This is a genomic window from Mumia sp. ZJ430 (genome assembly GCF_011751845.1).
Lineage (GTDB): Bacteria > Actinomycetota > Actinomycetes > Propionibacteriales > Nocardioidaceae > Mumia.
On sequence record NZ_JAAHFK010000001.1, the window covers coordinates 1,142,621 to 1,162,499 of the forward strand.

The following is a 19,879-nucleotide window of genomic DNA, read 5'->3' on the forward strand; positions in this document are numbered from 1 at the left end:
GACTGTGCGGCATGCCCCGACCTCTCGTCCTCCTGCTCGGCGCTGCCCTCGGCACGTTCGCGACCCTGGCCGCCCTCCTGGTCGTACGGACGGTGATCGGGAGCACCAACCTCGGCGTCGACGAGCGGACCCTCGCCTGCGGGACCGAGTCGGGCCCGGCGCAGGTCTGTGTCGTACGGCGGGAGCGCACGGAGCTGCTGGTGGTCCCAGGCCTGCGGGAGATCACCGTCCGGCGTACGGGGATCCCTCGGATGCTCGTCGCTGATGACCCGTTCGGCTCCTCCGCGGACGATGCGCTGCACGTCGACCTCGCCGGCGGCGTCACGGTCCGCGGCCCCGCGTACGCCCTGCGCTGGGAAGCCGCCGAGGTCGACTCGCTCCTCACGGACTGAGGCCTCGGTACGAGTCAGATCATGGGTGCGTCATCGACAAGACGTCGAGCGCCGCGTCGAGCTCCTCGAGGGTGACCTTGCCGTCGTCCACGAAGCCCATGTCGAGCACCGTCTGGCGGATCGTCTTCTTCTCCTTGAGCGCCGTCTTGGCGACCTTGGCGGCGTTCTCGTAGCCGATGTACTTGTTGAGCGGCGTCACGATCGACGGCGACGACTCGGCGAGCTCGGCGCAGCGCTCCTCGTTGGCGACCGTGTCGGCGATGCACTTGTCGGCGAGGACGCGCGAGGAGTTGGCGAGCAGGCGGATCGACTCGAGCAGCGCCCGCGCCATCACCGGCATCTGCACATTGAGCTCGAAGGCACCCGACTGACCGGCGAACGTGATCGTGGTGTCGTTGCCGATCACCTGTGAGCACACCATGAGCACGGCCTCGGGGACGACCGGGTTGACCTTGCCCGGCATGATGCTCGAGCCCGGCTGCAGGTCCGGGAGCTGCAGCTCCCCGAGGCCCGTGCGCGGGCCGGAGCCCATCCACCGCAGGTCGTTGTTGATCTTGATGAGGCTGACCGCGATCGTACGGAGCTGGCCGGAGAGCTCGACGAGACCGTCGCGCGCGCCCTGCGCCTCGAAGTGATCGACCGCCTCCGTCAGCGGCAGACCGGTCTCCTCGCCGAGGATCGCGATGACGCGCTGCGGGAAGCCGGCCGGCGTGTTGATGCCGGTGCCGACCGCCGTACCACCGAGCGGGACCTCCGCGACGCGGGGGAGCGCCGACCGGACGCGCTCGATGCCGCGACGGATCTGCGCCGCGTACCCGGCGAACTCCTGGCCGAGGGTCACCGGCGTCGCGTCCATGAGGTGCGTGCGGCCGGACTTCACGATCGCGGCCCACTCCGAGGCCTTCGCCTCGAACGCGGCCGCGAGGTGGTCGAGGCCCGGGATCAGGTCGTTCGTCGCGGCCTCGGTGGCGGCGACGTGGATCGACGTCGGGAAGGTGTCGTTGGACGACTGCGACGCGTTGACGTGGTCGTTCGGGTGGACGTCGCGACCCAGGCTGCGGGTCGCGAGCGTCGAGATGACCTCGTTCATGTTCATGTTGCTCGACGTGCCGGACCCGGTCTGGAAGACGTCGATCGGGAACTGGTCATCGTGCTTGCCGTCGGCCACCTCCTGCGCGGCGGCGATGATGGCGTCGGCGACGTCCTGGTCGATGACGCCGAGCTCGGCGTTCGCCTTGGCGCAGGCCAGCTTCACCAGCGCGATCGCGCGGATGTGCTGCGGCTCCAGAGTGCTGCCGGAGATCGGGAAGTTCTCGACGGCGCGCTGCGTCTGGGCCTTGTAGAGCGCGTTGGCGGGCACCTTGACCTCGCCCATGGTGTCGCGCTCGATGCGGTACTCGGTCTCAGTGCTCATGGGCCGAGATTATCCGTACGGCATGGGCTCAACGGCGGGGGACCCGCCCCCGCAGCAGCCAGTACGCCTCTTCGCGTCCCTGCAGCCGTACGGGGACCCGCTCGGCATACACGTGGGCGAAGGAGGCGGTCAGCGCCTCGCGCACCGGAGCGGAGTCGTCCATCGACCAGATGCATAGCTCACCGCGCTCGCGCAGGCGCGCCGCGCAGGTCGCCACGAACGGCGCCTCGTACACGGCGGCGTTGGTGTCGTGAACGAGGAAGTTGGGCCCGTTGTCGACGTCGAGCAGGATCACGTCCACGCTCCGCTCGGGCAACGCGGCCACCACGGCCTGGACGTCGTCGACGCGCAGGGCGACCCGGCGGTCCTCGAGCAGGTCGGCGCCCGGCAGCGTGCCCTCGCGCATGAACGCGGGGATCGCGGACTCCAGCTCGGCGACGGTGACCTGCTTGACGCGGCGGTCGGTGAGGATCTCGCGGAGCGTGAAGCCCATGCCGAGCCCGCCCACGACGACGTGCCTGGGGTCGGCGCACCCGGCGAGCGCGGCGCGGGCCAGGAGGCGCTCCGAGGTGGTCTCGACGTCGTCCATGACGAACACGCCGTTGACCCGCAGCTCGAGCGCGCCGTCCTCGCGTCGCCGGACGACCGCGTCACCGCGTGTGTGCATGGGACCTCCGTGCGTTGCGGGCGATGGCGGTGGCGAAGAGACCTTCGAGCGCCACCGGGATCTCGTGCCCCATCCCGGGGACCATCAGGAGCATCGCACCCGGTACGGCGGCCGCGGTCGCGCGGCCCCCTGACGGGTCGACCATCCGGTCGGCGCCCCCGTGGATCACGAGCGTCGGCACACGGACGTCGCCGAGGGCGTGGGTGCGGTCGGGCTGGGTCAACACCGCGAGCATGTGCCGCATCGTGCCCTGGATCGACCAGCCGCGTCCGTACGTCTCATGGGCGCGCTCCTCGACCGCAGCGGGCGGCAGGCCGTAGAGGCGGCTCGAGATCGCCCGCGCGCTGCGCATCGACTGGCGGACGTAGCCGTCCTCGCCCACGCCGCCGGTCGCGAGCAGCATGCCGGCGAGTCGGGGGTGCTGCCACCCGACCGTGCGGCGGCCCGTCGTCGACATGATCGACGTCAGGGAGAGGACGCGGTCCGGGTGCTCGATCGCCATCGTCTGCGCGACCATCCCACCCATCGACTGACCGACGACGTGCGCGGCGTCGATGCCGAGCGCGTCCAGCAGCCCCACGGCGTCGTCCGCGAGGTCGGACAACGTGTACGGCACGTGGCGGCGCGACCCCGCAGCCGTGGCCGCGACCTGCCGGCGGGTCACCGGTCGGTCGTCGAGACGCGTCGAGCGCCCGGTGTCACGGTTGTCGTACCGGATCACGTGGAATCCCCGGGCCGCCAACTCCTCGCAGAACTCGGTCCGCCACCAGTTCATCGGGCATCCCAGTCCCATGATCAGGAGCAGGGCGGGATCGTGAGCGTCACCGAAGGTCTCGTACGCGAGGGTGATCCCGCTGTCGAGGGTGGCGAGGCGTTCGGTCACGCCTCCATCGTAGGCAGCAGCTCCCGCCGCCACGGGGGATCGGCGCCCGGCCGCGAGCAGGTGATCGCTGCCGCGCGGGCCGCGAGCGTCCCGAGCCACGTGAGGGCGTCGGCGTCGTACGAGGGCCGTCCGAGCCACTCGCGGACGGCGAGGCCCGCGAGCAGCGCCGCCATGAAGGAGTCGCCGGCGCCGATCGTGTCGGCGACCGTGACCGGCGGTGCGGCGAGCTCCACGCAGACGTCGCCACTGGTCAACCGAGCCCCGGCACCGCCACGGGTGAGCACCACGAGCCGTGGCCCGGAAGCCGCGATCTCGTCGGCGTAGACGGACGGCTCGAGGTCCGGACGCAGCGTGCGCGCATCCTCGTCGCTCAGCTTCACGAACGACGCGCGGGCGACGATCCGGTCGACCCGGCGCCGTACGTCGGTGAGGTCCGGGGTGATCGCGGGGCGGACGTTCGGGTCGTACGAGACCGCGACGCCTGCCGCGTACGCCTCGTCGACGAGACGACCGACCGCGTCGGCACCCGGCAGCAGCGTCGCGCCGATCGAGCCCACGTGGACGAGGTCGAAGTCGCTCGCGCTCGGCATCTCGGTCGGGTCCCACGCGAGGTCGAACCGGTACGAGGCCACACCGTCGGCGTCGAGCCGCGCCTGAGCCAGAGACGTGTCTCCGTGGTGAGGCGGGAGCGAGCGGAGGTCGACGTCAGAGGCGTCGACGTGGTCGCGGATCAGCTCGCCGTACTCGTCGTCGTCGCCGACCTGCGCCGCGAGCGTCGTGAGCACGTCGAGCCGGGCCAGCCCCACCGCGACGTTGAGCGGCGAACCGCCCGGACGTGCCTCGACGAGGCCCGTCGGGCTCTCGGTGAGGTCGACCAGCGCCTCGCCGACGACCAGCGTCCGGGCTGTGGGCACGGGCATCGCGTGTCAGCCGTCGTAGTCGATCGCGGCGTACGCCCTGAGCTTCTCCATGCGGTGCTCGGAGATGATCTTGCGGTACGTGCCGGAGCGCGAGCGCATCACGAGCGACTCCGTGACGGCGATGCCCGAGCCGTAGCGGACCCCGTTCATCAGCTCGCCGTCGGTGATGCCGGTCGCGACGAAGAAGCAGTCGTCGCCCTTCACGAGGTCGTCCGTGCCGAGCACGGCATCGACGTCGAGCCCGGCGTCGACGGCCTTCTGGCGCTCCTCGTCGTCGGTCGGCCAGAGCTTGCCCTGGATCGCACCGCCGAGGGCCTTCATCGCGCAGGCGCTGATGATCCCCTCCGGCGTGCCGCCGACGCCGGCGAGGATGTCGACGCCGGTGCCAGGGCGTGCCGCGTAGATCGAGCCCGCGACGTCGCCATCGGAGATGAACTTGATGCGGGCGCCGGTCGCGCGGATCTCGTCGACGAGCTGCGAGTGACGCGGTCGGTCGAGGACGCAGACCGTGACCGACGAGACGGAGAGGTTCTTGGCCTTGGCGACCAGCCGGATGTTCTCTGAGATCGGGAGGCGGATGTCGATGACGTCGGCGGCCTCGGGGCCCACGGCGAGCTTGTCCATGTAGAAGACGGCGGACGGGTCGAACATCGCCCCACGAGGCGCGACCGCGAGCACGGACACGGCGCCGGGCATGCCCTTGGCGGTCAGGGTGGTGCCGTCGATCGGGTCGACGGCGACGTCGGCAGCCGGACCGGTGCCGTCACCGACCTGCTCGCCGTTGAAGAGCATCGGCGCGTTGTCCTTCTCGCCCTCGCCGATGACGACGACGCCGCTCATGCCGACGGTGTTGATCAGCGACCGCATCGCGTTCACCGCGACACCGTCCGCGCCGTTCTTGTCTCCCCGCCCGACCCAGCGTCCAGCAGCCATAGCCGCAGCCTCGGTGACCCGGACGAGGTCCAGGGCGAGGTTGCGGTCGGGTGCCTCCGCGGCGGGGGTGAGTGGGCCTGGCAGCTTCGATCCGTGCGCGCTGGCGGTCATGGCCGCATCTTACGTCCGGGGCGCCGCGCGGCCGGGGGCGGCATTTTCGCGGACCGCACCACAATTGCCGCCGGTGCTCGCTGGCGGCACTGGCTGGCGGCGCAGCGGTGCGGCTGTCAGGAGGGCGACCATCTGATTGACTCTTGGGTCTTCGGGTCGGTGCTCTCTTCTGGATCGTCGCGTCGAGAGGTTGGTGCGAGCGAGCGTGGTCGACGCGATAAGACGATCCCCTGGCCGGGGGTGTTCCACGCGAATGCTGCATGCGCGATCGTCTTTCGCAGCCACCGTCCCCGTGGAGCGCTTGAGCGGACGGTGGCGCGCCGTCACTGCTCTTGTCGGCATGGGCCCGCATTCGCGATCGCGGTCTGGGCGTTCGCTCGCTCTCCGGTGAGTTGACCTTCATCAGGAGTCGAACGTCGCTCGCGGAGCAGTTTGGTCCACAACGTGCCGACGAGTCTGGAAAGGGCGCCTCGGGTTATCACGGGTTGGTCACGTTCCGGCAGATGGAGTGGTGTTCCACTGTAGCGGCCCGCGAGATTTGCGGCTGTGATGCTGCCGTCGGGGTAGCGAATGATGCGGCAGGTTGTACCTGATGTCGTTGGTCGTCGTTGGTCGTCGTTGGTCGTCGCGGTTGTCGCGGTTGTGACTCTGGCGCTGGTTGCAGGACTGCTGGCGGGGTCGCCAGCGGCGGCTGAGCCTTCGGCTCCAGCGGACCCACCACCAGCGAAGGCTGCGTCGGATTCGGACGGCGACGGCGTGACGGAGCGTCCGGATGCGGTGTCGGCGGCGGTCACCGCCCGGCTTACTGGCGAACCGGTGGAGGACCTGTCCGCTCGTACCGAGTCAGCGCAGGTGTTTGCGAACCCGGATGGAACGTGGACGTCGGAGACGGCGTCGGGGCCTGTCCGCGTCGCCGACGACGCCGGGGCATGGCGCGTCATCGACACGGACGTGGTCGCGACCGCCGACAATGAGGGTTTGGCGGCGCGGTATGCGTCGGCGGATGTGGTGTTCTCCGACGGCGGGGACAAGACGTTCGCGACGGTGACCGACAAGGACGGCAACCGGTCGTCGTTCGGGTGGCCGACGGTGCTGCCGAAACCGGTCGTGGACGGCAACATCGTTACCTATCCCGGCGCGGTCGAGAACGGCGATCTTGTGGTGACGGCCTTGCCGACGGGGTTCTCGCACTCGGTTGTGCTGCGTGAGGCACCGACGGGTCCGTTGGAGATCCCGATCCCGCTGCAGACCCCGGAGGGTGAGCTGATTGAGAAGGCCAACGGGTCGCTGGTGCTGAAGGCGGACGGCAAGAAGGTGGTCACCGCCCCGCAGCCGCTGATGTGGGATGCCACTGAAGGCCACGACGGGCTCCCGGCGAATGTCGAGCCGGTCGAGACCGCCGTTGAGACCAGCGGCAGCGGTGCCAAGGAGAAGCAGACGCTGGTGCTGTCGCCCGACGAGGCGTGGCTGTCCGACCCGGCGACCCAGTATCCGGTCACGGTGGACCCGTCCTACACCAGCTACGCCAACGGCGACTCCTGGGTCCAGAACGCCGACTACACCACCAGCCAAGGCGGCTCGAGCGAGCTTCGGGCGGGCACGTACGACGCCGGCGGTCACAAGGCGCGCTCGTTCGTGAAGTTCATCGGCATGCTGGCAGACAACGGCGGGTCCGGTCAGGACATCGTCTCGGCGACGTTCAAGATGCGGAACTGGTACTCCGGCTCGTGCACAGCTTCGGCCATCCGGATCAGCCGCATCACCGAGACCTGGTCGGTCGGAGATTTGACCTGGGCGAACCAACCGACGGTCACCTCAACCGGCTCAAGTACGTTCTCGCCCGCATACGGCTACTCGGCGTCCTGTGATGCGGACGGGTACCAGGCGGCGTGGGATGCAACCGCGATCGTGCAGGCGTGGGCCAACGGGTCGAGCAACTGGGGCATCCGGATCGCCGCCGACAACGAGGCCAGCAACTACACCTGGCGCAAGTACCGTTCCAGCGAGCACTCTAACCCCGATACGCGCCCACGGATGGCGGTTACCTACAACTCATACCCAAACACGGCCGGAACTCCTTCGGTCACGACCTCGCCTGCAAGCTCGTCCGGGTACTCGGTACTGCTCACTCCGACCCTTCGGTCCACGGTGGCGGACCCCAACGGTGGCAACGTGCGGGGTATCTTCGAGGTCTACCAAGGAGCAACACTCAAGTGGACCGGGACGTCCGCCTACGTCGCGTCTGGTTCGAGCGCATCTGTGACGGTCCCGGCCGGGACACTCGCTCACGGCGTCGCCTACTCGGTAAAGGTGCGCGCCAACGACGGAAGTCTGAGCTCGAAGGCATACTCGGCCTCGACGGCTTTCACGACCGACACCGCGAAGCCCGCGGTAGCGATAACCGCATCGGCTTTCACAAATGGGCAATGGCGGCAGGACACGCCGTCGTCGAACGTGTTTACGCTAACAGGTGCCAGCGATACTGCATCGTTCGCGTACACATTAGACGGCGTGTCCAAGCCTCGGTTGTCTGCGGGAACGGGCGGCGCCGCATCGCTGGCGTGGCTTCCCGGGAAGGGCTCCCACAAGCTGACGGTGACCCCGACTGACAAGGCCGGCAATGTCGGATCGACGGCAACCTTTACCTTCGGGTACGGCGGCGCGTCGTTCCTTGCACCCAGCAGTTCCACTCGCTCGACAGCGATGTTCGCCGTGCAGGTGTCTGGTCCCCCGAATGCCACCACAGCGGCACTGTCGTGGCGCTACTCGGGGCAAACCGCGTGGCATCCGGTCCAGGGACTCGCCGACGATGGTGAGCCGTGGCTGGGAACGGTCACGAACGCCAGCGACGGATCGGCGTCGACCTCACCTGCGCTTCTGTGGGACGCAACGGCGCAGGAAGACCCCGCAAGCGCTGCGGTGCCGAAGGCGGCGATCAAGGCGCCTGCCCTGATCGAGCTGAATGCGTGCTTCACCTACGCGGGAACGCCGTCGCAGGTGTGCTCGGGGCCGCGGAAGGTCCAGCTCGTCGACAATGCATTCGGCCCGAACCTCCCCGTGACCGCGGTCGGGCCGGCCCAGGTGGCGCTGCTGACGGGTGAGATGTCGTTGATGGAGACTGACGCCACCGACACGTTGGCGGGAGTGGGGCGCACGTTCTCCTCGTTCGACCGATCGACCACGACGCCCGGGCCGTTCGGACCAGGCTGGTCGGACACACTGCTCGCCCCGGGCGAATCCACTGCAGAGTTGCTTGATCACCGCGCCAAGGACCGTACCTTCGTGCTGGTCACCGCAGGCGGCGCGTCCCAGATGTTCACAACGGTGGACCCGGGCATCGACCCGACGGCACCGAACGGGCCTGTGCAGTTCCGACCGGCCGGTGTCGACGACGGAAGCCGCCTCACCCTCGACGGTGCCACGGTGACGTTGACGCGGGCACCGTCCTCGGAGACGGTGTGGGAGCAGGGCGAGGACGGATCGTGGGTCCTGCTCGAGGCAAGCAACACACCCGAGGAAGAGCCCGAGACGACCTTTACGTTCGATGACGACAGGTTCCTCACCTGGATCGCCGAAACCGAACCCGGGGCTGCCGCAACCTGCACGGCGTCGGTTCAGGAGACGGGTTGTCGGGGTCTCAAGGTCAACTACACCGGCACCGGCGATGCTCGACGGGTTTCGACCATCCAACGTGTCGTGGCTGGGCGGCCTGCGGTAACGCTGGCGACCTACACCTACGCCGCCGGGCGTCTCGGCACGGTGTGTAGCCGCGACCCCGACGGTGCAGGCGCCGGCAAGCCGTTGTGCTCGACGTATGAGTACGACACGACGACGGTCGCCGGTCGTACCCTGCTGAAGCGGTTCGCGCCGCCGGGGCAAGTCTCGTGGCAGTTCACCTACGACGCCTCCGGTCGTCTGACGACGGTCACCCGTCCGCTGGATGAGCACTCGAACGACGCCACCGGGACGCCCGTCACCTGGACCGTGTCCTACGACCTTGCGACCATCACGGCGGGGCTACCTGACCTCTCTGCGGCATCAGCCGCGGAGTGGGGGCAGAGCACGGTGCCGACGAAGGCCTACGCCGTCTTCAGCCCTGATCACATCCCGGCGGCAACCCCGACGAGCGCGGACCTCGAACACGCGAGCCTGTGGTTCGTCGATGCTGTCGGTGCAGTCACCAACACCGCGATCCACGGCAACGTCGACGGCATCGGTCAGTGGCTCGTCGATTCGATCTGGTATGAGAACGGCAACGTGGTGCGGACACTCGACGGCGCCGGGCGTGCGCGCGCACTGGCCGCACCGGCCGCCGAGCGCCCGAGCGTGGCCGCGGAGGCGTCAGCCTTCACCGTCTACAACGACGACGGCGACGACGATCCCGACGACGGTGACGGCACCCGAGCGGAAGATCAGTTCGGGCCCGTCCGCACCGCCACGCTGCGTGACGGCACGACTGGCCCGTACCGACCCCACCAGAGCTTCACCTACGACGACGAAGACCCCACACTCGGTGGCGACAACAAGCCAGAACTGCCGGCCGGAAAGACCTCTTTCAATCTCGTTGTCGAAACGACTCGCTCTGCCGCCGATCCCGACTTCGGAGGCGCCCACGATCCCACGATGGTTCGGCTCGACTATTCACCTGTCGCCGAAGGCGACGGCAACGGTTGGACACTCGGGAGGCCGACCCGCCAACGCATCCGACTCGACGATGGGTCGTGGTCGACTACGGTCACGCGCTACGACGCTGCCGGGGCCGAAATCGAGAGTCGGCTTCCCGGCGGAGCATCGGACAGCTCGGGGGTCGGATCCGATGCCTATGCGACGGTCACGACCTACTTCGCAGTCGACGCCGTCGACGGAGACTGTCGAGCGAACCTTGCCAGCGAGCAACAGCGCCGGGCCTGGATCGGGCTCACCTGCAAGGTCGGTCCTGCCGTGCAACCGACCGACCCCTCTATCCCGATCGTCTACTACGCGGACTATGACGAGGACCTCCAGCCCACGCGCATTGAAGAGACGTCCGGTTCGGACACCCGGGTCACGACCCACACCTACGACGCGCTCGGGCGAAGCGTCGCCACCACGGTCCAAGCACCCGGCGACACCCGCACGTCCACATTCGAATACGACCCCGAGTCCGGCCTGCCGACCACGCAGTCGGCCGCCGGTGCGAGCGTCCTCACCGAGTACGACAGCTGGGGACGGGCCTGGAAGTACACCGACGCGAGCGGGATGACATCGACCACCACATTCACCGTCGACGACCAAATTGCAACCGTCGACGACGGCGCCGGAAACTACAGCTTCGTCTACGACGGAAACACCGGCGAGCACCGAGGGCTCGCGACCGCGGTCACGGTTGGTGGCCTCATCGACGGCGCAGCCGGGACCTTCTCCCTCACGCACGACGCACGCGGCGCCCAGACGTCGGTCACCTACCCCAACGGGATGTCGTCCCGCACCACCACCAACGAGGCCGGCGTTAGAACAGGGCTGGAGTACCTCGACCCTGACGAACAGCCGATCCTCACCTTCGGCGCCACAACCGATGTGCGCGGGCGCACGATCGCCAGCTCATCCGACGTCTCAAGCCAGGCCTACTCCTTCGATGACCTCGGCCGACTGACGCAAGTCCAAGACAGTCGGGCAGGTGAGTGCCTCACTCGTACCTACGGATTCACCCCAGCGTCCGAGCGAAAAACCTTCGCAGCCTTCGCAGCGGCCGAAGACGGAACTTGCCAGAGCGCAACACCTTCCGTCCAGGAGATCAGCGAGTACGACACCGCATCGCGGATCCGTGACGACGGCTATGCCTACGACGGCTTCGGTAGAACCATCACCATCCCCAAGTCAGACACCGGTCCGGGCGCTGTTAGCGCGTTGGGCGTGAGTTACTTCGCGAACGATATGGTGGAGTCACTCACCCAGGATGTCGACAACGGAATGGGCGGGACGAATCAGCGTCGGATCTCCTATGTGCTCGAACCGATCGACCGTATCGGATCGATCATCAATGCAAGCAACGACGTCGAGGGCAGTCGTCTCAGGTACCGGTACTCCGACGACTCCGACTCCCCAACGAGTGTCCAATCCTCCATCGACGGCGGAGACACCTGGACCAGCACCCGATACGTCACCCTGCCCGACCTCGGCATGGTCGCCTCCGTCTCGGGCACCGACACCGTGTTTCAGCTGGCAAACCTTCACGGGGACATCGTCGCAACACAGAACCAGACCCCCGACGTCCCCATCGCGATCGACACCTATACCGAAAGTGACGAATACGGCAACCCGATCGAGTCGGCCCACTCGAGCCGATACGGGTGGCTCGGCTCCCATCAGCGATCGTCCGACACCCTCGGCGGACTGGTGCTCATGGGCGCCCGCCTCTACAACCCCAGCACCGGCCTCTTCACCTCCCCAGACCCCATCCGCAACGGCGGAGCAAACCCGTACGCGTATCCCACCGACCCCATCAACGTCTGGGACCCAACTGGGGCGGGATGGGCGGATCTCGGTAATCTGGCGCTCGTCTTCCTCGAGACTGCGCTAGGTACATTTTGTAGGACGACTGGACTTGCTGGCTTCGCCTGCGCTGCCGGCCTTGGCGGGCTTATGGGTGCCGCGGGGTACGCCTTTAAAGTAGGGTTCTCGTCGAATAAGTTCAGCTGGAACGGGCTTGGGATGGCGGCTAGCTACGGAGCACTTGCCGGAGTTGTAGGGTACATCGGCCCAAAATTCGGGAACTGGGTTAAGAGCAATGCGGAGAAGTTGATCCGCGGTACTAACCGGGCGATTGACCGCATGGCAAAGAAGCTTCGGAAATTTGCTGGCAAGTATGGTTTGCGGAGTCTGGCGAATAGGGTCACTGATTTTGTAGTCACTGTCAGGTACTATGTCGAGTACTTCTTCAGAATCTGGCTCTATGAATAGGCCAGGCGCTGTACGCGATTTGAAGCGACTGAATTCGAAGGCTTTCCTCTTCAGGAGAGGGTTTCCGATATGTGGTCGTTAATTCTCGAATCCGCGCCTTGGGTTGCGACTGCTCTGGCCGGCGGGATATTCGGCCATGTCTTTTGGCGGTGGTTCGATCGCCGGATGCCGGATGGCTGGCGGCCGACGCTGGCGGTCATCGGAATCCTCATTGCGATCTTCGGTGCATCGCTCACTGCCCTGGCTCTGCTTCCCGAATCGAAGCAGATCACGGGTCTATTTGTCGCTCTATCTGCAGCCTCCCCGCTCTTCGCGGTCTTGGCGATCGCCAGGAAGGCGCGTCATTCGGTTAGCGTGCGCCTGGAACGGAACGGCGCGAATGATGATCAGATCGACGCGTAGATGCAGGGAAACGCTCACCAACCTCGTCGATCGCGCCCGGGCCAACGCAAAGTGCGGGCGCGCGGTGCGGATTTCGCGGCGTCAGTCCTCGAACGTCGTCACCTCGGTCTCCTTGACGCTCGCCCATACGGAGACGCCCTCGTGCAGGTCGAGCGCGGCGACGGCCTCGCGGGTCACGTCGGCGACCAGAGGCACCGCCCCGCGTAGGTGCACGCGGACGGCGTCGCCGTGCGGGACGAGGCTCACGATCCGCAGCTGCCAGAGGTTGCGCGCGGACGTGACGGGCTCTTCGCGGAAGAGCGTGACCGCGGTCGGGCTGAAGGTCCGGTACGTGTCGCCGTCGCGCATCAGGTTGCGTCCCATCAGGTGCGCGACGTAGTCCGTACGGGGCCTGCGGGAGATCTCGTCGGGCGTGCCGGCCTGGGTGAGCCGGCCCTCCTCGATGACCGCCACCCGGTCCGCGAGCACGAACGCGTCGAGCGGGTCGTGCGAGACCAGCACCGTGACGCCGCCGAAGTCGCGCACGTGCTGGCGTAGGAACGCCCGCACCTCCGTCGTCACCGAGACGTCGAGCGCGGACGTCGGCTCATCGAGGAGTAGCAGGGCGGGATCACAGGCGAGCGCCCGTACGATCGCGATCCGCTGGCGTTGACCGCCGGACAACCGGGCCGCCTTGCGAGCGGCCAGGTCGGCAAGCCCCGTACGGGTCAGGATCTCGTCGGCGCGCTCCCGGGCAGCGCGGCCACGCCGCGTACGCGACACCGAGGCGGCGCCCACGTGGTGGCGAAGGCCGAACGCCACGTTGTCGCGGACCGACAGGTGCGGGAACAGCAGCGGGTCCTGAAACACCATCGTCAGGTCACGCTGGGGAGTCGGCGTCCGGACACCCGACGCCGTGTCCTCCAGGACGGCGCCGCCGAGGACGACGTGGCCCTCGTCGAGCGGTGTGAGCCCGGCGAGAGCGCGCAGCAGCGTGCTCTTGCCGGCGCCGTTCGGGCCCACCAGCGCGAGGACCTCGGCGGGCGGCACCGCGAAGGCGACCTCGGCGTCGAACGTCCCACGACGCAGCCGCAGCCTCGCGTCGAGCCCAGTCACGCCTGCCCCGCCCATGCGCGGCCGGTCCACGACGAGCGCAGCGCCACGAGGACCGCGACGCTGATCGCCAGCAGGATCACGCTCAGCATGATGGCCGTGTCGGCATCGGACTGCATCGCGCCGTAGATCTGCAACGGCATCGTCCGTGTCACGCCCGGCACGCTCCCGGCGAACGTGATCGTCGCCCCGAACTCGCCGAGCGCTCGTGCCCACGCCAGGGCGGCACCCGCGGCGATCCCGGGTGCGGCGAGAGGCAGGGTGATCCGCCAGAACGTGACGAGACGGTGGGCGCCGAGCGTCGCGGCGACCTCGTCGTACCGGTGGCCCGCGGTCCGCAGCGCGCCTTCGACGCTCATCACGAGGAAGGGGAGTGCGACGAACGACTGGGCGAGGACGACCGCCACCGTGGTGAACGGGATCGTGACGCCGAAGGCCTCATCGAGCCACTGCCCGACGACACCCCGCCGCCCGAACACCATCAGCAGGGCCACGCCGCCGACCACCGGCGGGAGGACCAGCGGCACGTTCACGAGCGCCCGGACGACGCTGCGCCCGCGGAACTCCGTACGGGCGAGCACCCAGGCCAGAGGCACCCCGAGCACAAGGCACACGGCGGTGGCGACCGTCGACGTGACCAGGCTCAGCCGGAGCGCGTCGAGGATCTCCGGCTTGCCGAGCCGCTCCAGGAACGTGCCCCACGGAGCACGCAGCAGCAGCCCGCCGAGCGGGAGCAGCAGGAGGAGGAGGCCGACGACGGACGGGATGACAAGCGTGACCGGCACCCGTCCGAGGGCGGGAGCGCCCCGACTGGTCACGCGGCTGGCCCGAACCCGTGCTGCGCGAGGACCTTCTGCCCCTGCTTGCTCGTGACGAGGTCGACCCAGTCGCGACCGAGGTCGGCGCCCTGGGAATCGACGAGGACGACGATCGGATCGACGTTGACGACCTCCGAGGCATTCTCCGCCTCAACCGTCTCGACGTCGTCGCCGGCCGCCTGCGCGTCGGAGCGGTAGACCAGCCCGGCGTCGACCTCGCCGAGCGTCACCTTGGTGAGGACGCCTTTCACGTTCTGCTCCTCGGTCGTCGGCTTCGCGGTGTTGCCGTCGAGGGCGAGCAGGCGCTGCGCGGCGTCGCCGCACGGTGATTGCGGCACGCACACGGCGAACGTGGCGCGGCCCAGATCCTGAACGCCGCGGACCTTGCCGGGGTTGTCGGGCGGGGTCGCGATGACGAGGGTGTTGCTCGCGAAGAGCACGGGGTCACCGTCGGCGGCGTCCGCCTCGACGACCTTGCGCATCGTCGTCTCGTCGGCGGTCGCGAGGACGTCGGCGGGTGCGCCCTGGATCACCTGCTCCGCGAGCACGGCCGAGGAGTCGTACGTCAGCCGGACGTCCACCCCGTCGTGCTGCTGCTCGAATACCGTCTCCAGGTCGTCGAAGGCCTCGGTCAGCGAGGCGGCTGCGAGGACGGTGAGCGTACGGTCCCGCGCCGCGCCGCGCTCGTCCTTGTCGGCGCCCCCGCAGCCGGCGAGGACGAGGGAGGTGGCGGCTGCGGCGAGCGCGAGGCCCGCGCCCGTACGGAACGGCGAACGGTTCACGGGGTGACCTCCAGGGTGACGTTCGTGGCCTTCACGCCGGCGAACGCGACGACCCCGACCTCGAGGCCGAGGTCGCTCACGGCCTCGGCGCTGATGAGGGAGACGATCCGGTAAGGCCCGCAGCACAGCTCGACCTGCGCCATCACCGTGTCGGCGACGACCCGGGTCACGATGCCGCGCAGCTGGTTGCGGGTGCTGCGGACCTGGCTGCGCTCGGGGTCCGCGGGGGCGTCGGCGAGCTCGACGGCGAGTGTGGCGAGGTCACGTCCCTCCACTGCTGCGGCGCCGTTCGCGAGCCGCGTCGGGGCGAACCGCCCCTGGTCGGCCCAGCGACGGACCGTGTCGTCGCTGACGCCGAGGAGCTCGGCGGCCTCGGAATAGCGATACGCAGGCACGGCGGCAGACTAGCAGAAATGACCGCATATGCGGAGTAGATGAGGAGATTCGGCTCGTGTGTGCGGAGTATTGGCGAGTGGGTGGTTCGGTTGCCTGGGGGCGCCTGGGAGAATGGCCGGGTGAGCAGCACCGATCCTTCCCCGACGCCCGGGCAGCCGACGCAGGAGCAGCCGACGCCGGAGCCGGACCAGGCCCCCGCGAAGCCGCGGTCGACGTACGGCAACCCGGCGTTCGCCGACATCGCCCGCTCGATGGGTGTCTTGGCGGTGATCGTGGTCGGGCTGTACCTGGCTGGGCAGTTCTTCTGGGGCAACACGCCCGACGAGCGGCCGCCGGTCGCGTACGAGCAGACCGTCGAGGATGTACGTCAGACGGCTCCGTACCCGGTGTATTCGCCCACCTCGCTTCCTGACGGGTGGCGTGCGAACGGCGTCACGTTCAAGCCTGGCGAGTCCGGGCGGTGGCACCTGGGGGTTCTCACCGAGGACGACCGCTACATCGGCCTCGAGCAGGCGCTCGACTCCGCGCCGCGGATGATCGAGGCCTATGCGCCCGGCGTCGAGCAGCGTGCGGACGTCGAGGTCGCCGGCAAGACCTGGCAGCTGTGGACCGGCGGCGGCGAGACCACCTTCGTCCGCGAGGAGGGGGAGATGACGGTGCTCGTCACCGGGCCCGCCCCCCGCGAGGACATCGAGCGTTTCATGGGGCTCCTCTCCTCCGAGTAGCCCCTCGACTCACTGCGCGGCGGCTCCCGAGTCACCGCGCTGCGCCGCCTTCTCCTGAGCGCGCTGCAGGCGCGCCCGCGCGCCGTCGAGCCACTGCTGGCAGATCGCGGCCAGCTCTTCGCCGCGCTCCCACAGCGTGAGCGACTCCTCGAGCGTCGTCCCGCCGGCCTCGAGCCTGGAGACGACCTCGGCGAGCTCCTCGCGTGCCTGCTCGTACGGGATCTCCGGGGTCGACGCGGTGGCGTCGTCGCTCGGCTCGGTCATCGGGACTCCTCGTCGTCATCGGTGAGGTCGGCGTGCGGTGAAGGGGCGGTAGAGAGCGTACGGAGGGTGGCGTGGCCGTCGACCACCCGCAGGGACACCTCGGCATCGGGGGAAAGCTGGTCGATCGACGTGATGACGGTGCCGTCAGCGGTTTGTGCGACCGCGTAGCCACGCTCGAGCGTCCGCAGCGGCGACAGTGCGCGCACCCGGGCGAGCTGCGCGGCGGCGTCGTGGTGCGCGAGGTCGAGCCGGTGGCCGAGCGACCGGCGTGCCCGCCCCAGAAGCTCGTCGACGCGGGCGGTCTGCTCGTCGATCAGCGTCGCGGGTCGGGCCAGCGACGGCCGGCTCCGGACCGCGTCGAGCCGGTGCTGTTCGCGCCCGAGGCGCTGGTCGACCGCGTACCAGGCGCGGCGGCGCAGCTGGGTCAGGTGCTGGAGCTCGTCGGCGACGGCCGGGACGACCCGCTTCGCCGCGTCGGTGGGCGTGGACGCACGGACGTCGGCGACGTGGTCGAGGAGGGGCACGTCGGGCTCGTGGCCGATCGCGCTCACCACCGGCGTACGGGCGGCGGCGACGGCGCGCACGAGGCCCTCGTCTGAAAACGGCAGGAGGTCCTCGACGGAGCCGCCGCCGCGGGCGACGATGATGACGTCCACCGACTCGTCGGCGTCGAGCGCGCGCAGCGCGGTGATGACCTGAGCGGCGGACGAGTTGCCCTGCATGAGCGCGTACGAGATCTCGAACTCCACACCGGGCCAGCGCAGGCGTGCGTTCTCGAGGATGTCGCGCTCGGCTGCCGAGCCCTTGCCCGTGATCAGGCCGATGCGGTGCGGGAGGAACGGCAGCGGCCGCTTGCGTGCGGCGTCGAACAGGCCCTCGGCGGCGAGCAGCTGGCGACGCTGCTCGATGCGGGCCAGCAGCTCGCCCATGCCGACGGGGCGGATCTCGCGCGCGTTGAGCGACAAGGTGCCGTTGGCGGGATAGAAGTCGGGCTTGGCGTGGACGACGACCCGCGCGCCCTCCGTGATCGGCGTGGCGGAGCGGTCGAGGACGATCCGGCGGCAGGTCACCGACATCGAGATCTTGGCATCGAGGTCGCGCAGGGTCAGGAAGCACACCCCTTGGCGACGGGTGAGCTGAGCGATCTCGCCCTCGATCCACTGGGCGCCGAGCCGTGCGATGTAGTCGCCCATCAGCTGGGAGATCACGCGCAGCGGCGCGGGTGAGTCAGGGGTGGTCTCGAGGGCCATGCAGCAACCCTAGGCGCATCGGCAGACAGCAAGCGGCGACGGCGCCAGGAGCTGTGGAGGACTCCCCTACGATGGGGGCATGGCTTCGGACACCGTGACACTCGGCATGCCCGCGCTCGGCGCGGACCGCGATCTCCTGCTCGCCGCGCCACGCGGCTACTGTGCAGGCGTCGACCGCGCCGTCATCACGGTCGAGAAGGCGCTCGACCTGTACGGGGCGCCCGTCTACGTCCGCAAGCAGATCGTCCACAACAAGCACGTCGTGCAGACCCTCGAGCACCGCGGCGCCGTCTTCGTCGAGGAGCTCGACGAGGTGCCGACCGGCGCCACGGTCGTGTTCTCGGCGCACGGCGTCTCGCCGGCCGTCCACGACGACGCTTCCGCCCGCGGACTCAAGACCATCGACGCGACCTGCCCGCTGGTGACCAAGGTGCACCACGAGGCGAAGCGGTTCGCCCGTGAGGACTACCGCATCCTGCTGATCGGGCATGCCGGTCACGAGGAGGTCGAAGGCACCCACGGCGAGGCACCCGAGGCGATCACGCTCGTCGAGACCGTCGCCGATGTCGAGGCGCTGTCGTTCCCTGCGGACACCAAGCTCTCCTGGCTGTCGCAGACCACGCTCAGCGTGGACGAGACGATGGCGATCGTCGATGCGCTGCGCGCGAAGTTCCCGCAGCTGGAGGACCCGCCGAGCGACGACATCTGCTACGCCACCCAGAACCGCCAGCTCGCGGTCAAGGAGATCTCCGAGGGCGCCGACCTGATGATCGTCGTCGGCTCGGCCAACTCGTCGAACTCCGTACGCCTCGTCGAGGTCGCGCTCGAGGCCGGAGCCAAGGCCTCGTACCGGGTCGACGACGTGAGCGAGATCCGCGAGGAGTGGCTCGAGGGTGTCGACAAGGTCGGCGTCACCTCCGGCGCGTCGGTGCCCGAGGAGCTGGTGCAGGGCGTGATCGCGTTCCTCAACGAGCGCGGCTTCCCACCCGCGACCGCGGTGCACACCGCCGAGGAGAGCCTGATCTTCGCGCTTCCGCCGGAGCTGCGCCGCGACCTGCGCAAGGCCGGCCAGCCCGTCTGACGCAGCTCCGTCCCGTCCGCGATTCGGGCACTTTCCCACCGATCGCGTGCGCCGAAGCAGAGGGAAACTGCCCGAATCGCGGACGGGACGGGACCAGGCTCAGGCGCGGGCGTCCTCGGGCAGGCCCGCCAGGTGCAGGCCCGAGCGGACCTTGTAGCGCTTGTTCACGTTGATCAGCACGGCCGTGAAGGGCTCGAGCTGGCGTGCGATCCGCAGGGCGCCGGCGTCGATGCCGCGCAGGCCGCTGACCGTACGGGCGAGGTCGGCGACGAGGTCCTTCGACTCCGCGTCGTCCCCGCACACGAGCACGTCCTCGTGCGACAGCGGCTCCGGCGTCTTCCACAGCGACAGTGCGGCCACGTGGTGGAACGCGCCGACGACCTTCGCGCTCGGGACCGCGGCCTGCGTGAGCTCAGCAGCGGACTCCGGCAGCGTCAGACCGTACGGGCCGGCGGCGTCGAACGCGAGGGGGTTCACGCAGCTGATCACCGTCTTGCCGTCGAGGACCGGAGCGAGATCGGCGACGAGCTCGACGTAGCCGTCCCACGGCACGGCGAGCAGCACGATGTCCGCCCCGGCGGCGGCGTCGGTGTTGGTCGCGCCGGACAGCGTGCCGGTGCCACCGTTCTCGGCGACGCGTGCCGCGATCTCCTCGGCCTTCTCGCCGGCGCGCTCGGCCGAGCGCGATCCGATGACGACGGTGTGGCCCGCGAGGGCGAAGCGGTAGGCGAGTCCGCGACCCTGGGGCCCGGTTCCTCCGACGACGGCGATGGTGTGAGTCATGGTGTCCTTCGCTCAGACTGAGTGCTG

At 69.0% G+C, this 19,879-nt stretch carries 17 protein-coding genes; 5 read left to right on the plus strand and 12 right to left on the minus strand.

Annotated elements, in window-relative coordinates; genetic code table 11:
* Positions 1-11: 11 nt before the first annotated feature.
* Positions 12-392, plus strand: a complete 381-nt coding sequence (locus HCT63_RS05545; RefSeq protein ID WP_167001833.1) for a hypothetical protein — start codon at positions 12-14, stop codon at positions 390-392.
* Positions 393-411: 19 nt separating this feature from the next.
* Here HCT63_RS05545 and HCT63_RS05550 read toward each other — a convergent pair whose 3' ends face one another.
* From HCT63_RS05550 to glpX, 5 genes are read right to left on the minus strand one after another with little or no spacing between them, the layout of a single operon-like run.
* Positions 412-1,806: a class II fumarate hydratase gene (locus tag HCT63_RS05550; RefSeq protein ID WP_167001835.1), complete on the minus strand. Its 1,395-nt coding sequence runs from the start codon at positions 1,804-1,806 to the stop codon at positions 412-414.
* Between the two features lie 28 nt (positions 1,807-1,834).
* Positions 1,835-2,473, minus strand: coding sequence for a hypothetical protein (locus tag HCT63_RS05555; RefSeq protein WP_167001837.1), 639 nt, complete (start codon positions 2,471-2,473; stop codon positions 1,835-1,837).
* A complete protein-coding gene (locus tag HCT63_RS05560; protein ID WP_243842894.1) occupies positions 2,457-3,356 on the minus strand; it encodes an alpha/beta fold hydrolase in 900 nt (299 codons plus the stop codon). The genes HCT63_RS05555 and HCT63_RS05560 overlap by 17 nt, the downstream gene beginning before the upstream one ends.
* Complete coding sequence (locus tag HCT63_RS05565; protein WP_208322274.1) at positions 3,353-4,270, minus strand: carbohydrate kinase; 918 nt, start codon at positions 4,268-4,270, stop codon at positions 3,353-3,355. The genes HCT63_RS05560 and HCT63_RS05565 overlap by 4 nt, the downstream gene beginning before the upstream one ends.
* 12 nt (positions 4,271-4,282) lie before the next feature.
* Entirely contained in the window at positions 4,283-5,320 is a 1,038-nt protein-coding gene (gene glpX, locus HCT63_RS05570; protein WP_139087654.1) for a class II fructose-bisphosphatase, read from the minus strand.
* A 756-nt stretch (positions 5,321-6,076) separates the two neighbouring features.
* Here glpX and HCT63_RS05575 point away from each other — a divergent pair.
* Together HCT63_RS05575 and HCT63_RS05580 are read left to right on the plus strand one after the other, a co-directional pair.
* Complete coding sequence (locus tag HCT63_RS05575; protein ID WP_167001841.1) at positions 6,077-12,259, plus strand: DNRLRE domain-containing protein; 6,183 nt, start codon at positions 6,077-6,079, stop codon at positions 12,257-12,259.
* 69 nt (positions 12,260-12,328) lie between these two features.
* On the plus strand, positions 12,329-12,661 hold the full coding sequence (locus tag HCT63_RS05580) for a hypothetical protein (protein WP_167001842.1): 333 nt from the start codon (positions 12,329-12,331) through the stop codon (positions 12,659-12,661).
* 81 nt (positions 12,662-12,742) lie between these two features.
* Here the strand turns inward: HCT63_RS05580 and HCT63_RS05585 are convergent, their stop codons facing one another.
* Genes HCT63_RS05585 through HCT63_RS05600 form a run of 4 tightly spaced genes read right to left on the minus strand, consistent with a single transcriptional unit; the run spans position 12,743 to position 15,748 of the window.
* A complete protein-coding gene (locus HCT63_RS05585) occupies positions 12,743-13,756 on the minus strand; it encodes an ATP-binding cassette domain-containing protein (protein ID WP_243842895.1) in 1,014 nt (337 codons plus the stop codon).
* On the minus strand, positions 13,753-14,571 hold the full coding sequence (locus HCT63_RS05590) for an ABC transporter permease (protein WP_208322275.1): 819 nt from the start codon (positions 14,569-14,571) through the stop codon (positions 13,753-13,755). The genes HCT63_RS05585 and HCT63_RS05590 overlap by 4 nt, the downstream gene beginning before the upstream one ends.
* Entirely contained in the window at positions 14,568-15,353 is a 786-nt protein-coding gene (modA, locus tag HCT63_RS05595; protein WP_167001846.1) for a molybdate ABC transporter substrate-binding protein, read from the minus strand. The genes HCT63_RS05590 and modA overlap by 4 nt, the downstream gene beginning before the upstream one ends.
* On the minus strand, positions 15,350-15,748 hold the full coding sequence (locus HCT63_RS05600) for a TOBE domain-containing protein (protein ID WP_167001848.1): 399 nt from the start codon (positions 15,746-15,748) through the stop codon (positions 15,350-15,352). Before HCT63_RS05600 ends, modA begins: the two co-directional genes overlap by 4 nt.
* Positions 15,749-15,868: 120 nt before the next feature.
* Between HCT63_RS05600 and HCT63_RS05605 the strand changes: the two genes are divergently transcribed.
* Positions 15,869-16,474 (plus strand): DUF4245 domain-containing protein, encoded by a 606-nt coding sequence (locus tag HCT63_RS05605; RefSeq protein WP_167001850.1) that lies wholly within the window; start codon positions 15,869-15,871, stop codon positions 16,472-16,474.
* Positions 16,475-16,483: 9 nt separating this feature from the next.
* On the opposite strand, the gene HCT63_RS05610 is transcribed toward HCT63_RS05605, so the two are convergent.
* Both HCT63_RS05610 and xseA read right to left on the minus strand, forming a co-directional pair.
* Entirely contained in the window at positions 16,484-16,738 is a 255-nt protein-coding gene (locus HCT63_RS05610; RefSeq protein ID WP_167001852.1) for an exodeoxyribonuclease VII small subunit, read from the minus strand.
* Entirely contained in the window at positions 16,735-17,988 is a 1,254-nt protein-coding gene (xseA, locus tag HCT63_RS05615; RefSeq protein WP_167001854.1) for an exodeoxyribonuclease VII large subunit, read from the minus strand. The genes HCT63_RS05610 and xseA overlap by 4 nt, the downstream gene beginning before the upstream one ends.
* A 106-nt stretch (positions 17,989-18,094) precedes the next feature.
* Here xseA and HCT63_RS05620 point away from each other — a divergent pair, with 106 nt between their 5' ends.
* Complete coding sequence (locus HCT63_RS05620; RefSeq protein WP_167002397.1) at positions 18,095-19,069, plus strand: 4-hydroxy-3-methylbut-2-enyl diphosphate reductase; 975 nt, start codon at positions 18,095-18,097, stop codon at positions 19,067-19,069.
* 99 nt (positions 19,070-19,168) lie between these two features.
* On the opposite strand, the gene npdG is transcribed toward HCT63_RS05620, so the two are convergent.
* On the minus strand, positions 19,169-19,852 hold the full coding sequence (npdG, locus tag HCT63_RS05625) for an NADPH-dependent F420 reductase (protein ID WP_167001856.1): 684 nt from the start codon (positions 19,850-19,852) through the stop codon (positions 19,169-19,171).
* Between the last annotated feature and the right edge of the window lie 27 nt (positions 19,853-19,879).

Bases quoted from the DNA above. Each gene is read 5' to 3' on its own strand.
- HCT63_RS05545 (WP_167001833.1), top strand. From the start codon at position 12: ATGCCCCGACCTCTCGTCCTCCTGCTCGGCGCTGCCCTCGGCACGTTC.
- HCT63_RS05550 (WP_167001835.1), bottom strand. From the start codon at position 1,806: ATGAGCACTGAGACCGAGTACCGCATCGAGCGCGACACCATGGGCGAG.
- HCT63_RS05555 (WP_167001837.1), bottom strand. From the start codon at position 2,473: ATGCACACACGCGGTGACGCGGTCGTCCGGCGACGCGAGGACGGCGCG.
- glpX (WP_139087654.1), bottom strand. From the start codon at position 5,320: ATGACCGCCAGCGCGCACGGATCGAAGCTGCCAGGCCCACTCACCCCC.
- HCT63_RS05580 (WP_167001842.1), top strand. From the start codon at position 12,329: ATGTGGTCGTTAATTCTCGAATCCGCGCCTTGGGTTGCGACTGCTCTG.
- HCT63_RS05610 (WP_167001852.1), bottom strand. From the start codon at position 16,738: ATGACCGAGCCGAGCGACGACGCCACCGCGTCGACCCCGGAGATCCCG.
- xseA (WP_167001854.1), bottom strand. From the start codon at position 17,988: ATGGCCCTCGAGACCACCCCTGACTCACCCGCGCCGCTGCGCGTGATC.
- HCT63_RS05620 (WP_167002397.1), top strand. From the start codon at position 18,095: ATGCCCGCGCTCGGCGCGGACCGCGATCTCCTGCTCGCCGCGCCACGC.
- npdG (WP_167001856.1), bottom strand. From the start codon at position 19,852: ATGACTCACACCATCGCCGTCGTCGGAGGAACCGGGCCCCAGGGTCGC.